This window comes from Paenibacillus luteus (assembly GCF_006542765.1).
GTDB lineage: Bacteria > Bacillota > Bacilli > Paenibacillales > Paenibacillaceae > Pristimantibacillus > Pristimantibacillus luteus.
The window spans coordinates 1-16,688 of record NZ_SKCD01000088.1 but is presented as its reverse complement, the minus strand read 5'-3'; the positions used below and the strand labels follow the sequence as shown (position 1 = coordinate 16,688).

Genomic DNA, 16,688 nt, shown 5'->3' with positions numbered 1-16,688 from the left:
ACAAGCGCTGCAGCGGCTAAACAAGTGCATATACTTCGTTTGATAGCTATCCTATTTCCTACCCTACATCCCTACCCCATTTTGTAACCGACCTCCCCTTTTAGGGTAGGTCTGTTTTTGTTTTTATAGATTTATAATGAATGCGAATGATTATTTTATTACGGAAAATTTTCAAAAGGCAGAAAAGGTGAGGTGAGGCATATTTAATCAGACTCAGTATTTTTTTTGACGATTGGAGTGCCTGGCGTTCATTTATAACTTCATTATCCTTTTTTAAACCATTAAGAATACATTAATATTAGCTGGCAGGGCGTTTGATAAAATATGTCTATATGCATTCGAATCAGAGGCATGGTCTACCAAGGATTTGAAGAGTAAACATCAAGTGTATATCATAAATAATTTAGATTTGGAGGTATAGATTTGATGATTAAACGGCGTTTTGCTTCTTTGTTTATTGCACTACTTATCTTATTGGAAGTAATTCACCCGGCTTCTATTTTTGCTGCATGGAACAAGCCGGACTATCAAGTGAGTAAAATAATGAACGCTGTTACCCGTGGCCCTGACAGGTTTGTTGCTGTGGGAAATAGCGGGGCACTTTATTATTCGTTAGACAATAGTGGAGGTCAGTTCTCAGGTAGTGTTGTGTCAGGTACTTCAGAAAGTCTCAATGATATTATCTATGCTAGCGGCAAGTATGTGATGGTTGGAGGGAAAGGCACAATTCTAACTTGGGTACCTGGACAATTGCTTGGCGTTTCGACCTCAAATACAAGTAATCACTTAGCAAGCATCGCTTACGGAGGAGGCAAGTATGTAGCGACTGGGCAATTTGGAACAGTAGTGACCTCCTCTGATGGAGTGACTTGGACTAGTCAGGTTCTTTCTGGTGCTGGTGGTTCGTATATGTATGGCGTTACTTATGGTGATAAGTTTGTAGTGGTAGGGCAACATGGTGAATTATGGTCTTCACTTGACGGAGTAAGTTGGACGAAGCGGATATCGAATACAAGCAATTATCTGCAGGCTGTAACTTATGGCAACGGACAATATGTGGCGGTAGGAACCGCTGGAACGGTTGTGACATCGCCTGATGGAGTGACTTGGACCGTACAAACATCGGGTATAACACAATCATTATCCAGTATTACTTATGGCAACGGCCGATATGTAGCTGTAGGATTTGGGGGGACGATGGTGACCTCCAGCAATGGAGTAAGCTGGAAGCAAAGTGCATCGGGTATTTCTGACTATCTGCTTGATATTCAATATGGCAACAACACGTTTATAGTGGTAGGGAACAACGTGAATCTGGTATACGAAAATTCGACTGTAACTTATGCTGGTAATGGAAACACGGGTGGAACTGGACCTACAGATAGCGGTACATATGGGATGGGCGCATCGGCAACGGTGTTGGGTAAGGGAAGCTTGGTGAAAACGGGCTACACGTTTACGGGTTGGAACACGGCTGTGAACGGCAGTGGAACGAGCTATGCGCCAGGTTCAACGCTGACTTTGGATATGGCGAATGTAACGCTATATGCGCAGTGGACAGTGAGTCCTACTTATACAATTACGTATAACGGGAACGGAAGCACCGGAGGGACGGTGCTTACGGACAGCGGAGCGTACGAGACTGGTGCGCCAGTAACGGTACTAGGCAAGGGAAGTTTGGTGAGAACGGGCTATACGTTTGCAGGTTGGAACACCGCAGCGAATGGCAGCGGAACGAACTATGCAGCAGGCGCGGCTCTTACGATGGGAAGCGCAAACGTGACGCTGTATGCAAAGTGGACGGTGACTCCGACCTATACCGTTACGTATAACGGGAACGGAAGCACTGGAGGGACGGTGCTTACGGACAGCGGAGCTTACGAGACTGGTGCGCCAGTAACAGTACTAGACAAGGGGAGTTTAGTGAGAACGGGCTATACGTTTGCAGGTTGGAACACCGCAGCGAATGGCAGCGGAACGAACTATGCAGCAGGTGCAGCTCTTACGATGGGAAGCACGAACATAACGCTGTATGCGAAGTGGACGGTGACTCCGACCTATACCGTTACGTATAACGGCAACGGCAGTGCTGGAGGAACAGTGCCTTCAGATAGTGGGGCGTACGAAACAGGTACAGCAGCAACCGTGCTAGGAAATAGAGGTAATTTGGTGAAACCGGGTTATACATTCGCAGGTTGGAACACTCTTGCGACTGGCCTGGGAACGAACTATGCAGCAGGCGCTGCACTTACAATGGGGAACGCGAACATAACGCTGTATGCGAAGTGGACGTTGACTCCGACCTATACGGTTACGTATAACGGCAACGGAAGCACCGGAGGGACGGTGCCTTTAGATAGTGGAGCGTACGAAACGGGTACAGCAGCAACCGTGCTAGGTAATACAGGTAACTTGGAGAAACCGGGTTACACGTTTGCGGGTTGGAACACTTTAGTAAACGGTAGCGGAACGAACTATGCAGCAGGCGCTGCACTTACAATGGGGAACGCGAACATAACGCTGTATGCGAAATGGACGTTGACTCCGACCTATACGGTTACGTATAACGGCAACGGAAGCACCGGAGGGACGGTGCCTTCAGATAGTGGGGCGTACGAAACAGGTACAGCAGCAACCGTGCTAGGAAATACAGGTAATTTGGTGAAACCGGGTTATACATTCGCAGGTTGGAACACTCTTGCGACTGGCCTGGGAACGAACTATGCAGCAGGCGCGACGCTTACGATGGGAAGCACGAACATAACGCTGTATGCGAAGTGGACGTTGACTCCGACCTATACGGTTACGTATAACGGCAACGGAAGCACCGGAGGGACGGTGCCTTCAGATAGTGGAGCGTACGAAACGGGTACAGCAGCAACCGTGCTAGGTAATACAGGTAACTTGGAGAAACCGGGTTATACATTCGCAGGTTGGAACACTCTTGCGACTGGTCTGGGAACGAACTATGCAGCAGGCGCGACGCTTACGATGGGAAGCACGAACATAACGCTGTATGCGAAGTGGACGTTGACTCCGACCTATACCGTTACGTATAACGGCAACGGCAGTGCTGGAGGAACAGTGCCTTCAGATAGTGGGGCGTACGAAACAGGTACAGCAGCAACCGTGCTAGGAAATACAGGTAATTTGGTGAAACCGGGTTATACATTCGCAGGTTGGAACACTCTTGCGACTGGCCTGGGAACGAACTATGCAGCAGGCGCGACGCTTACGATGGGAAGCACGAACATAACGCTGTATGCGAAGTGGACGTTGACTCCGACCTATACGGTTACGTATAACGGCAACGGAAGCACCGGAGGGACGGTGCCTTCAGATAGTGGAGCGTACGAAACGGGTACAGCAGCAACCGTGCTAGGTAATACAGGTAACTTGGAGAAACCGGGTTACACGTTTGCGGGTTGGAACACTTTAGTAAACGGTAGCGGAACGAACTATGCAGCAGGCGCTGCACTTACAATGGGGAACGCGAACATAACGCTGTATGCGAAGTGGACGTTAACCCCGACCTACACCGTTACGTATAACGGCAACGGCAGTGCTGGAGGAACGGCGCCTTCAGATAGTGGGGCGTACGAAACAGGTACAGCAGCAACCGTGCTAGGTAATAAAGGTAACTTGGTGAAATCGGGTTACACGTTTGCGGGTTGGAACACTTTAGTAAACGGTAGCGGAACGAACTATGCAGAAGGCGCGACGCTTACGATGGGAAGCACGAACATAACGCTGTATGCGAAGTGGACGTTGACTCCGACCTATACCGTTACGTATAACGGCAACGGCAGCACCACAGGGACGATTCCTATTGACAGCGGAACGTACGAAACAGGCACAGCAGCAACCATTCTGGGAAATACAGGTAATTTGGTGAAACCGGGTTATACGTTTGCAGGCTGGAACACCGAAGCAAACGGTAGCGGAACGAACTATGCAGCAGGCGCGACGCTTACGATGGGAAGCACGAACGTAACGCTGTATGCGAAGTGGACGTTAACCCCGACCTACACCGTTACGTATAACGGCAACGGCAGTGCTGGAGGAACGGCGCCTTCAGATAGTGGGGCGTACGAAACAGGTACAGCAGCAACCGTGCTAGGTAATAAAGGTAACTTGGTGAAATCGGGTTACACGTTTGCGGGTTGGAACACTTTAGTAAACGGTAGCGGAACGAACTATGCAGAAGGCGCGACGCTTACGATGGGAAGCACGAACATAACGCTGTATGCGAAGTGGACGTTGACTCCGACCTATACCGTTACGTATAACGGCAACGGCAGCACCACAGGGACGATTCCTATTGACAGCGGAACGTACGAAACAGGCACAGCAGCAACCATTCTGGGAAATACAGGTAATTTGGTGAAACCGGGTTATACGTTTGCAGGCTGGAACACCGAAGCAAACGGTAGCGGAACGAACTATGCAGCAGGCGCGGTACTTACAATAGGAAACACGAGTATAACTCTGTTTGCGCAGTGGCGTTTTATTAAAAGTTCAGGTGGCCCAATCAATATTAAACTGGTCTCAACGGACGGGAAACTGACACTGCCTGTAGGAGCTATAGGCGAGGTGAGTTTTGAAAATCTCGTGAAAATATTTATCCCGTCAGGAGCAGCGGACAAGGAAATAAAAATAACGATTAAACGAGAATTGGAAACCGAAAAACTTCTATTAAAAGAAAAACACCCAGTCAGCGGAGTTTTTGAGGTTTTGAAAAATATCTCAGAGAACTTCAAAAAAATGATAACGATATCCTTTGCTTTTGAGCCTTCGAAAATGAAAGAGGATCAAAGACCAGGTGTGTTCTATTACGACGAAATAAAGAAAACTTGGGTGGAAGTCGCAGGCAGCAAGGTGACTGGCAATTGGATCTCGGTAGAAGTAAATTACTTTGCGAAATTTACGGTACTATGTGTTGAAACAGTGAATGGCAAGGCAGTGCCTTGCGGGCCGGTAAGTTCAAATCCAACGCCTGAATTCAATGATATTCATGGGCACTGGGCAGCCTCCTATATCAAACAAGGAGTAAGTAAAGGAATCGTTAACGGTTATCCAAACGGCACGTTTAAGCCGAATGCTGCCGTGACTAGAGCGGAGTTTGTGGTGATGCTGATGAATGCATTGAAGCCGCAAACGGAAAAGGCTGTGATTACCTTTACTGATACAGAAAAAATTGGACCATGGGCAAAGGATGCGGTAGCACAGGCGGTGCAAGCCGGTATTATTAAAGGCTTCGAGGATGGAAGTTTTCGTCCGAACCAAGCAGTGACTAGATCGGAAATTGTGGTAATGATTTCAAGAATGCTTAACTTGAAGCAGGATACTAACCTAGCGACCGACTTTAGAGATGACCCTCGTATACCGTATTGGGCGAAGGGCGCTGTAGCGGCGTTGAAGAATTTAGGTCTAATACAAGGAAAAGGTAATAATGAGTTTGCTCCCAATGATAAAACAACGAGGGCTGAGGCTACAACGATTTTAGTAAGAATGTTGGAATGGAATGAATGATTCATTGTATGTCAGCAAGTGGTTTTGCAACAGAATTCACATGAAAAATAAAAATATGCGTAATATGTAGGATACAATCAGCGACCTTCGATAAGATAGTTAATCTTATCTCGAAGGTCGCTTATTTATGTTAGTGTTGTTAATCAATAAATAGAGGAAGATAACTATTTTATACGAACAAGCAATAAGCAATTTTAGAGCAGCCAAGCCTATGTTCCGACGGGCATGTTCATATAGACTTTACACTTTTGGAGTGTTGTTTACTATTAATAGGAACCGGGAAAAATAAGAGTGAAGTATATTGGGGATTACCTATACGGGTACCTTAAGTGGTAATATATTGTTGGAAAGAGAAGATAGCTTATGAAAAGTATTTCCGAAAGGACGTGTTAAATGATGAATATAGAAACGGTTATGCAGGAGCTTGAGGCTCTCGGCAAAGAACGGACCAAGAAAATATATGGATCCAATGGGGCGCACGAGCCGCTATTCGGCGTGGCTACAGGAGCAATGAAGCCCATTGCAAAAAAAATCAAAAAAGACCAATCGTTGGCTGAGCAGCTTTACGCCACAGGAAATTACGACGCCATGTATTTTGCAGGCGTCATTGCAGATCCAGATGCGATGAGTGAAGCGGATTTTGATCGCTGGATAGACGCGGCTTATTTTTATATGCTGTCCGATTTTGTGGTAGCCGTCACGTTATCAGAAGCAGATATTGCACAAGAGGTATCGGATAAATGGATCGCAAGCGGAGAAGAGCTTAAAATGTCTGCGGGTTGGAGCTGTTATTGCTGGTTGTTAGGCAACCGACCGGACCGTGAATTTTCTCAAGCCAAACTTTCGAACATGCTTGATTTGGTGGAAAATACGATTCATGATTCTCCTGAACGAACAAAATACGCTATGAATAGTTTCATTTACACCGTGGGAGTATCCTATTTGCCGCTGCATGATAAGGCTGTGGAAACCGCAAAGGCAGTGGGCCCGGTTGAAGTTAATAAGGACAAGCCCAAAAGCAAATTTATAAACGCCTCAGAAAATATTCAAACAGCAGTAGTGAAAAACCGGCTTGGGTTCAAACGCAAACATGTTAGGTGTTAATGCATAGACGCGGCCAAGGTAGCCTATCTCATCATAAGCGTTAGAGGCTTATGGGAAACGCTGGCGTATTGAATTGTTTTTTTACAGAGCAAAGCAAGATTTGGTTTTTAGGATATGTCAATCGATATCAGAGGTGCATTAGCATCTGATATGGAAATAGTGTTCGCTACAGAAATCCCCATAAGCCTATGTATAGGGGCAAGTGAACAAAGAACAATCGAGTCTGGAGAGCTGCACCTATGGCGAAAAGGTTCGCAGACTCTTCAAAACTCGTTACATGTAATAGTAGAAGATGGACATTGAAATTCTTGTCTGCTATTATTTAATTATATAAACAGAACGTCGTTTTATAATGTAAAACTAATATGGAGGGGTGCCAGAGAAGAGATATACCCGTAATTCAAGCATTGTACAGAAGTATGAAAATGGCAACTTAGGAAATATAATCTAGTTTGAGATTAATCAAATCTTGTTGAAGATGGGTCAATTATGTCGCTATTCAAGAACGATGTTTTATATTATAAAACTAATTTGAGCAATGATAAAACGTATTCGATAGATCAATTCGGCGTAATGTAGAACGTATTCACTATGTTAAACAAAACAATTAAGGGAGTGAATAATGTGATTAGCAATCCAATTTTACGTGGATTTCATCCTGATCCGTCTATCGTGCGTGTGGGAGACGATTTTTATATTGCGACTTCGACATTCGAATGGTTTCCTGGGGTACTCGTACATCATTCCAAAGATTTAGTGAACTGGCGTCCGCTTACCTCGATATTAACGAAGTCCTCTCATTTGAATATGGAGGGCAATATCAACTCGGGCGGTGCATGGGCACCATGCATCAGCTATCATGATGGCCTTTTCTATCTTATTTATACCGATGTAAAAAGTCGTATGGGAGCGTTCAAGGATACTCATAATTACATGGTGACGGCAAAAGATATTATGGGGCCTTGGTCAGAGCCTATTTATTTGAACAGCAGCGGATTTGATCCTTCCTTGTTTCATGATGAGGATGGTCGGCAATGGCTCGTCAATATGATCTGGGATCATCGGAAAGGGGAAAACTCTTTCGCTGGTATCATTCTTCAGGAATATTCAAAGGAAGAGAAGAAACTTGTCGGTCCTAAGAAAAATATTTTTAAAGGAACAGAGCTCAGACTTACAGAAGGGCCGCACTTATATAAACGAAATGGCTATTATTACTTGCTGACCGCCGAAGGTGGTACACAATATGAACACGCGGTAACGATGGCGCGTTCTCAGCATATCGACGGCCCCTATGAAGTTGATCCCGCGAATCCCATCTTAACGTCTGCGGGCAAGCCAGAGCTGGAGCTGCAGAAAGCAGGACATGCTTCGCTGGTAGAAACGCAAAACGGGGAATGGTATATGGTTCATCTTGTTGGTCGCCCTGTGAAAGATAAGCTATGCATGCTCGGCAGAGAAACCGCGATTCAGCGCTGTCATTGGACGAATGATGATTGGCTTGCGATTGATGGAGGAGGCAATTGGCCGCAAGCTCTGGTACAAGCGCCTCAATTGCCATTACATCCCTTTCCGGTTGAACCGGATATAGACCACTTTGATAACGCGGAGCTTGGGCTGCAATGGAACACCCTTCGCATACCCGCAAGTCCGGAGTGGTTATCCTTAACAGATAGACAAGGTTACTTGCGACTATGGGGCCAAGAGTCTATGAGCTCAACGCATCGCCAAAGTCTTGTCGCACGCCGGCAACAAGCGATGTCTTGTGAAGCGGAGACAGCGATGAAATACGATCCCGAGCATTATCAGCAAATGGCAGGATTGATTCTGTTCTACGATACGCGTGATTATGTTTATTTGCGTGTGACGTTTCATGAGGAAATAGGGGTTTGCATAGGGATTATTCAATCAATAAATGGCGTCTACAATGAAGTACTGGAGCGGGATATCCCGGTTGGCACTGGAACCTATCATTTGAAGGTTATGATTCAGAATGAGAAAGCCCGGTTCATGTACGCGGTGGAGGACGGGGAATGGAACGCCATCGGGCCTGAGCTTGATGTAAGTCATTTATCTGATGAATATTCGGATTATATCCGTTTTACAGGCAATTTTATCGGTATGAGCGTCCAAGACTTGAGCGGAGAACGTAAACATGCGGACTTCGATTATTTCCGGTATGTTGAGCATAATGTTACGTCAATGGATGATCAATAAAGAGGACAGTGAGCATTGCCTTTGAAACGACCCATAACTTTGTTATGGGTTTTTATGTGACATCAACCACTAATGGGAGAGCGCGCTTATATGAACAATGCGGCAAATTTTTTAAGTCGTTCCCTAACGGGAAAGACCATTATTCGTACGATTATGTTTTCTTATTTATTGGTCAACATTCTGCTCTTATTGCTGCTAGGACTATTATCCGTTCGAGATTCAACAACAAGCCTTACCAAGGAAATCACTCAATCCAGCTATAAAATGATGGAGCAAGCGGCACGCGGGTTCAGCTTCAATCTGGAAGAGGCGACTCGTCCACTTGTTCTTCTGGCGAGCCATTACTCGCTTGGCGCCATGATGAATCCGGGCAGGGAAATGGATGTTGAAGGACGCATCCAGCATGAGAGAAATATAGCGGACGTCGCATTTGGTGTATCTTCTTTGCAATCTCTGGTTAGCGATATTCTAATATTGGGGGAAAATGGCTATGTAAATAACCTGGATGGGAGAAAGTCGCTCCGTTGGAATTATCTATTTATCGAGCAAGATTGGTTTAAGCAGGCGATTTCGGGAACTCCGAACAAAGGCTTTATTACGCTTGGGCTCCACAAGCAGGACTACTACTTGGAAAATAATATTTCAAAGTACAACAGACCGACACTGTCCATCGCTTTACCTGTTAAGGATTATGCCCGTGAGCCGATTGGAGCAGTCATCGCCAATTTGGATTTAGACAAAATTAACGGGATGTTCGAATTTAACTCGTATCAGAATAATGAAAGCATCTTTATGATTGATACCCAGCAGACGATCATCGTTCACAAAGATACGGCCGCCATCGGTACAAAGCTCGACTTCTCAGGTATTGAGCTAATTTATGCCAGCGACTCCGGAAGTTTAGTGACTGAGCTGGACGGGAAGGAGACGCTTGTTATCTTTCATCCTACTGCTGTTCAGGGCTGGAGAATGATCTCAACGATTCCGATGTCTATCATCAGTGGGCAGGCAGACTCGCTCAAGTCTAAATTAATTGGTTTCATTTATCTTTGTTTGCTGCTTAACCTTCTTATTTCCATAACGATTACAGTTCGAATTTCTCGACCGTTCAGACGCTTGCTTTTCACATTGGACAAAATCGGAGGAGACAGTACATATGTCAAGACGAATAACTATAAATATCGCGAGCTAAACTTGATAGGCAACAAATTTAAAGAGCTAGTGATCCGAATCGAAACGCTGGTAAAACAAAACTACCAATCAGAAATTGCATTAAAAGAGGTAGAACTCAAAACACTGCAATCACAAATTAATCCGCATTTTCTCTTCAATACGCTGCAACTGCTGCAAACCGAGATTGTATGCGGCAGTACGGAGGATTCCAACCAATTGGTATTGTCGCTGAGCAGTCTGCTGCGGTACTCAATGAAACAATCGGAAGAAATGGTGGAACTGGAGCGGGAAGTCCAGAATGTCAGAGACTATTTGTATATATTGAATAAAAAATATGATGATCGAATTGATATCGAGTATCGCATACCGGATGGGTCCATTTTAAAACATGGAACGATTAAGCTGATTTTGCAGCCGCTCGTGGAAAACGTAGTTCTTCACGGATTTGGCGAAAACCCGCAGTCGGCTAAAATGACGATCAGTGTGGTGGCAGTCAAAAAAGGGATTATGATTGCAATTCGAGATAATGGTAGAGGAATAGAGAAGAGCCGATGCAATCAATTGGCTCGAGAATTGAGCTTACGGGATTTTAAACCAGACGGCATAGGTTTATATAACGTCAATCAGCGTATTCGGTTGAAATTCGGCCCTAATTACGGATTGAAGCTCAGAAGTAAAAAAGGGGTTTATACCACGGTTTATGTTGTTTTGCCAAAGGCTTGAAATCATTAGGGGGAGGTGATGGGCGTGAAGATGCTTATCGTGGATGACCAAATATCGTTGCATCGCTATTTGGATAAAGTCATCCGTTGGAGCGAAATGGGGTTTACGCAAGTGCAGCATGTTTATGACGGCGAGGAAGCCGCCCGAATGGTCGATACCTTTCGTCCGGATATGATGATCATGGATATTCATATGCCGATGCTAAACGGAATCGATTCGATGAAGCGGATGCAGCAGTCAGGTCATTTGCCTCGGACCATTATTCTGAGCGCTTATGATCAATTTGAATACGCAAGAGACGCACTCCGGCTGCAGGTTTCCCATTACTTGCTAAAGCCGGTCGATGCTGATCAGCTTAGAGATGTTTTGGTGGAGCTGATTCAAGAGTCCGCAGCGGCTGGACGGCAATCGATTCGTAATGAACTAAATCAGACGATCTATTCCGGCTCGATAGAAGCAGAATCGTTGTCCATCGTCCGGAAAGGACTTGAATTTCTCTCGGTGGACCGATTTGCAATTTTGACCTTTGTGGATGGCTTGCCTTCAGAGACCGACTATTCTTGCTGGCTGCAAGAACAAGTGGACAATAAAATTAGCTGTGTGATTTGTTGCAAAAATAAAAAGGAAATGGTGGTGCTTGTTGGCGGGGGAGATGATTTAACGAGCAGCCAATTGCGAGAATTTCGCGAGTTTGTGTTAGAAAAAGCGTCAGTCCTATCACCCAACCAACAGTGGTCAGTTGGAATCAGCTCGATTGCCCAGGATGCCGCATCCCTGCCGCAGTTAATTGCGGAAAGCGCGCAAGATATAGGGGGGCCTGCCGAAACTGGTTCCAAGCTGAGGGATGCGATGCTGCGGATTAAACCGTATGTAGATAGAAGCTACCAAGAGGATTTAACATTACAATCTGTATCAGGGAGGTTCGACATTGACAAGTATCAGTTAAGCCGGGCGTTTAAGCAGGAATTCGGCGTAAATTATTGGTCTTATGTGATCAAGGTGCGGATGGAGAAAGCTGCTGAACTGCTTGTCGGAACGAGCTGGAAGAACAGCCGTATAGCAGAGCATATCGGCTTTTTGGACGAGAGCCACTTCAGCCGTGTCTTCAAAAAATATTATGGCATGACGCCTAAAGAATATCGTTCTTCACCAGCTCACACCGATTGATCATTCATGCAGCAAGCGCAACAATTGACAATAAACCATGCAATAATTTGAATTCAGATTCGAAGTAGATCTTACTATACTAGTATTGTAAGTGCTTACATCAAACCAGATAACTAGGGGGTTAGTTAACATGAAGAAAAAGTCTTTGTTGCTTTTAATCACCATTCTTTGTTTGTCAGTCATGCTAGCTGCATGTAGCCAATCCAATAATGGGGGCAAGAAAAATGAGGCTTCCACAGGTGGAGATGCGCCTAAATCAGTCAAGCTCAGCATTCTGGCCTGGAACAATGAAAAAGAGATGAAACCCGTGTTAGACGGCTTTAAGAAGAAATATCCACATATTTCATTCGACTTTCAATTTGCTCCGCCTGTAACAGATTATATTGCCAAATTGCAAACGATGCTGTTGTCGGATACGGCTCCTGATCTATTCATCATCGCCGCGGAAAACCGCAATGAAATCATTAACGGAGGTTACGCGCTTGATTTGACCGACGAACCGTTCATGTCCGTTATGCTCGACAGCAACAAGCCAATGCTGAGCAAGGATGGAAGAACATACGCCTTTTCGCAAACGGGATGGGCTGGTGGACTGTTTTATAATAAACAATTGTTCCAAAAGGCTGGCATCACTCAATTGCCAGAAACATGGGATGAGTTCATCCAAGTCTGCTTGAAGTTAAAAGAAGCGGGTATCCTTCCGCTATATGACAGAATGCATGATATCACGATTATTCATTCGGCTATGTTCGGCAGCAATGTGTTAACGAAAGACCCATCGTTTGACGAAAAGCTGTTTAATGGCGAAGCGACCTTTGCCGAAGGTTGGACAGAAGTGTTGACGATGTGGAAGGAAGGACTAATCGACAACAAAATATTGACACCGAATATGATTGGAATGACGAGTGACCAAGTCATGAATGAGTTTGCCCTGGGCAATGTAGCTATGTTCCCTGGCGGTCCTTGGAACATCAGTACGATTGAGGCAACTAACCCTGATATCGAATTCGAAATCATGGCTATTCCAGGAAAAGAACCAGGCAACAAATATTTTAACGGGGCACCTGGCGTAGGCTTCGCCGTTAATAACAAAACGAAAAACAAGGAAGAGGCTCTGCTGTTTCTCGATTATTTAACAACACAAGAAGGTTTGAAGCAATTCGAGGAAGGCACGAACGGAATCATAACCGTTCACGGCTATGAAACCAAAGTACATCCGGCGTATGAGCCGGCTTATAAAGACGGCTTGATGGCAGGACGTATTTACTTGCCAATGGTATCGTGGGGTAGACATCAGGAAGCGCTGCGCAACCAATTCCTTGTAGGGTTACAGGATATAGCGGTAAACAAAATAACCCCTGAGCAGGCAACCGCTTCACTTGATAAGAAACTGAGGGAAATGGATAATAAATAAACTGATTTAGGTCATGTAGAGGGCAGAGGTAATCCTGCTGCCCTCTTATCGATGAAAAACCGATTTATCCATGCCAATCCGTTGCTTCCAACACAGTTATCATGAAATAAAAGTCATATTAGGAGGCAAATTATGACCAAATTTGTTCGTCAACTGCAGTTTCAATTATTTTTGCTTCCGATTCTTGCCATCTATTCATTGTTTACGATCTATCCGCTTATCAAATCATTTTTTCTTAGTTTTACTAATTTTGATGGATACTCGAAGGTATATGATTTTGTAGGCATGAAAAATTATGTGCGGATATTTGCTGACGATGCCATCATTTCCGCAATTTCTTATACTCTATTCTTTACTTTTTCCAAGGCGCTGCTCGTTACAGTATTAGCGATTCCGCTCGCTATGATATTGGATCAAAAGTTTTTTACCAAAAATTTGCTTCGTGCGATCTTCTTCTTTCCGTCGATCCCGAGCGGTCTATTGCTTGCTTACATTTGGGGATTTATCCTTGCGCCAATCGGGTCAGGCGTATTGAATACCATCCTCAGAGAGCTGTTTAACATCGGACCGCAGCCGTGGCTCGCCGATCCGCTGCTCGCAAAGCTGTCTACGATTGTCGTAGCAACATGGGCAATCACAGGATGGCATGCTGTACTGTATTTGGCTTTTCTGCAATCGATTCCGAAGGATTATTACGAGGCTGCTTCGATAGACGGAGCGAACCGTTTTCAGCAAATTCGATTTATAACTTTGCCGCTGCTTGCTCCCGCGATGACGATAAGCGTCATGCTGCTGCTTACCGGCGGGCTAAAAGTATTCGAAATTCCATTTGCATTGACAAAGGGCGGGCCTGGCTATGAAACCTATTCAATCACTCAGGTAATTGTGTTAAGAGGAATATCAGAAACCCAATACGGCCTTGCATCGGCGATGTCGATAATCTTCTTCCTAATCGTGTTAGCGATTGCTGTCTTCCAAGTCACAGTGATGCAGCGAAGGGAGCAAAGCATGCAATGACAAACTCGAATAAACGGATATGGATTCTCGATATATTAATGATTCCTGCGGGAGTCATTGCGTTCTTCCCATTTTATCTGATCATTATCAATACATTTAAAACGATGCAAGATGCCGCAAAGAAACCGATGGCTTTCCCATCCAAATGGATCTTTTCGAATTATGTCCAGGTCTTTGAGGAAACATCAATCTTGCGCAGCTTTGGAAACAGTTTGACAATCACCTTCTTTTCCGTATCGCTGATCGTGATTATCGGGGCGATGGGGGCATACCCGGTGGTGTTTAATGCAAATCGTCTTACACGATTTGCAATGCTCTATTTGCTTGCTGGATTTATGATTCCTTTTCAGGCGACACTCATTCCTTTGTTTCAATTGATGAGTGGACTACAGCTAGTCGATAAGATATACGGTTTGATTATTCTATATATGAGCGGCTCTGTGTTTGTCTTTTTCCTGATGATGGGCTATATGAAGACGATCCCAAAGGAGCTGTCTGAAGCGGCTGTGATCGACGGCTGCAATGTATGGGGCATCTTCTGGCGAATCATTTTCCCGCTGCTTAAGCCGATTACAATTACTAGTGTCATCTTTCAGACGATGTGGATATGGAACGACTTTTTGGCACCGATGCTGTTTCTAAACTCGTCCTCCAAATCGACGCTCGTTCTGGAGATCTATAAAGCCAAAGGTGAATTTACCGTTAACTGGCCAATGTTCATGACGCTTACGATTATAACATTGGTGCCAATATTTATTTTCTTTATCGTTATGCAAAAGCATATTGTCCGCGGGATAGCTGCTGGGGCTGTAAAAGGCTAATGAAGAGCAGGGACGATTCCGCCTCGTTCTGCGCTTAGTAAACAATGAAGAACAAGACAGTGAAACCGCCCTCCATTCATAGCGATGGAGGGCGGTTTCATTTGTAAGTGTAAGACTTTATTTATTTTAATTCATCGTTAAGTTATTTCATTAGAAGTTCAAGGCGGGCTTACCCTAATCATTTGCGATATCATGAAAATAGACAACCTCTTGGTTGGACAACATATCGGTTAGTTTAGGCGAGGCATAGTATTGGCCGTTATACTTGACTACATCGCCAGATAACAAATATTTCAATAAAGTGGCGGGATCTCCGGTGTCATAAGGATACCATCCGGTTATATCTATGGTGCCGTCAGATTTGGTAGAGGATGACGATTTGCCAGGCTTATTTTTTTTAGCGGCTGCGGCCTTTGCTTTTTCTTCCGCCTCCGCTTTGGCTTTAGCTTCCGCTTCTGCCTTTGCCTTTGCTGCTGCCTTGATCTTGGCATCCAAATAATCTTCAGCTACTTGTATATGTGACAATAAACTGTTTTTTGTTTGATTTTGTTTAATCTGATTTACATTTTCTTTGGCTACATTGATTTCTGTTTGTATAATGGATTCTTTGACTGCAGATTTTTCTGCTGATGTAAATAAAGTGTCAACCATGGTGGTTGCAGTTGCAATCTGTTTCATTTGAGTTTCGGCATCATTTAATTTTAGGTTAAGCTCTTCGACAAAGACGGGCTTATCTGACTTTAAAGCTTCTAGTTGGCTCTTGGCAGAATCAATGTCAGTTGCTTCCTTGATCGCGCCATTCTCATCGAAAAGATTAGCTATACTTTGTTTTAAAGCAAACATTTTATCGACATTATTGATATCTATTGAAGCCTACTCTAATAATGTGGTGGCTTGAGAGGACAACTCCTGATTAGCATAAGTAGAATATAAGTCATGTGTGGTTTGGATCATATCAGGGTTGATATTATCGGCAAGATTTGTTTTTTGTTCGTCTTTATAAAGCGAATTTACACTTTCCTGAATTTTAGCAATGTCTGCTAGGATAGCCAGTTCTTTTTTCTCTTTATCATCGTTAATTTTCCAAAAAGTAAAACCTGTTACGCATGCAATAAGTAAAACAGCTGTGATTGAAATGATGGTGGCCTTCTTCATGTCAAGTCTCCTTCAATGATGTGATTATCAAAATTTACCAGATAAATGCAATGAATTAACATTACTAAATAGTGGATAGAGAAGCAAGAAACATTTTCAAAATTTACATATAAATGATAATGGAGGTAGTGAAATTTGATCGTATTTATTGATTGACTGTAAAAAATGATTTTAATCAAATAGTCCCTACCCTCCATTTGTTTGAAATGCTTATAATATAAATTAGAAGAAATTGGATGAAACTAGGACGTGTCTGAAAACTCATTACTGAGACAATTTGAAGATGGCAGCTACATATACAAACGACAAAAATGACTTGGCTAACTTGTCGTAACGAGTAGCCACACGTCGGAAGTGTTTGATTTTAT

Annotated in this window: 10 protein-coding genes; 8 read left to right on the top strand and 2 right to left on the bottom strand. The window is 44.2% G+C overall.

Annotation, left to right across the window (positions count from 1 at the left end):
• The first annotated feature begins 426 nt into the window (after window positions 1-426).
• From E0496_RS33490 to E0496_RS33455, 8 genes are all read left to right on the top strand, one after another.
• Window positions 427-5,532 carry an InlB B-repeat-containing protein gene (locus E0496_RS33490; RefSeq protein ID WP_141506254.1) on the top strand — a complete coding sequence of 1,702 codons (5,106 nt, stop codon included), beginning with the start codon at window positions 427-429 and terminating at the stop codon, window positions 5,530-5,532.
• 396 nt (window positions 5,533-5,928) lie between these two features.
• Window positions 5,929-6,636, top strand: coding sequence for a DNA alkylation repair protein (locus E0496_RS33485; RefSeq protein WP_141506411.1), 708 nt, complete (start codon window positions 5,929-5,931; stop codon window positions 6,634-6,636).
• Window positions 6,637-7,227: 591 nt separating this feature from the next.
• A complete protein-coding gene (locus tag E0496_RS33480; protein WP_141506253.1) occupies window positions 7,228-8,850 on the top strand; it encodes a glycoside hydrolase family 43 protein in 1,623 nt (540 codons plus the stop codon).
• 90 nt (window positions 8,851-8,940) lie between these two features.
• A complete protein-coding gene (locus E0496_RS33475) occupies window positions 8,941-10,746 on the top strand; it encodes a cache domain-containing sensor histidine kinase (protein ID WP_141506252.1) in 1,806 nt (601 codons plus the stop codon).
• A 30-nt stretch (window positions 10,747-10,776) separates the two neighbouring features.
• On the top strand, window positions 10,777-11,913 hold the full coding sequence (locus E0496_RS33470) for a response regulator transcription factor (protein WP_241675090.1): 1,137 nt from the start codon (window positions 10,777-10,779) through the stop codon (window positions 11,911-11,913).
• 130 nt (window positions 11,914-12,043) lie between these two features.
• The gene (locus E0496_RS33465) at window positions 12,044-13,327 is read left to right on the top strand and encodes an ABC transporter substrate-binding protein (protein ID WP_141506250.1); all 1,284 of its coding nucleotides are present in this window, start codon (window positions 12,044-12,046) and stop codon (window positions 13,325-13,327) included.
• Window positions 13,328-13,459: 132 nt separating this feature from the next.
• Window positions 13,460-14,344 (top strand): carbohydrate ABC transporter permease, encoded by an 885-nt coding sequence (locus tag E0496_RS33460; RefSeq protein WP_141506249.1) that lies wholly within the window; start codon window positions 13,460-13,462, stop codon window positions 14,342-14,344.
• A complete protein-coding gene (locus E0496_RS33455; RefSeq protein WP_141506248.1) occupies window positions 14,341-15,165 on the top strand; it encodes a carbohydrate ABC transporter permease in 825 nt (274 codons plus the stop codon). The genes E0496_RS33460 and E0496_RS33455 overlap by 4 nt, the downstream gene beginning before the upstream one ends.
• Before the next feature lie 174 nt (window positions 15,166-15,339).
• Here the strand turns inward: E0496_RS33455 and E0496_RS33450 are convergent, their stop codons facing one another.
• Together E0496_RS33450 and E0496_RS33445 are read right to left on the bottom strand one after the other, a co-directional pair.
• The gene (locus tag E0496_RS33450; protein WP_141506247.1) at window positions 15,340-16,008 is read right to left on the bottom strand and encodes a toxin Cry1Ac domain D-VI-related protein; all 669 of its coding nucleotides are present in this window, start codon (window positions 16,006-16,008) and stop codon (window positions 15,340-15,342) included.
• Between the two features lie 30 nt (window positions 16,009-16,038).
• Window positions 16,039-16,320: a hypothetical protein gene (locus E0496_RS33445; RefSeq protein WP_141506246.1), complete on the bottom strand. Its 282-nt coding sequence runs from the start codon at window positions 16,318-16,320 to the stop codon at window positions 16,039-16,041.
• Window positions 16,321-16,688 lie beyond the last annotated feature (368 nt).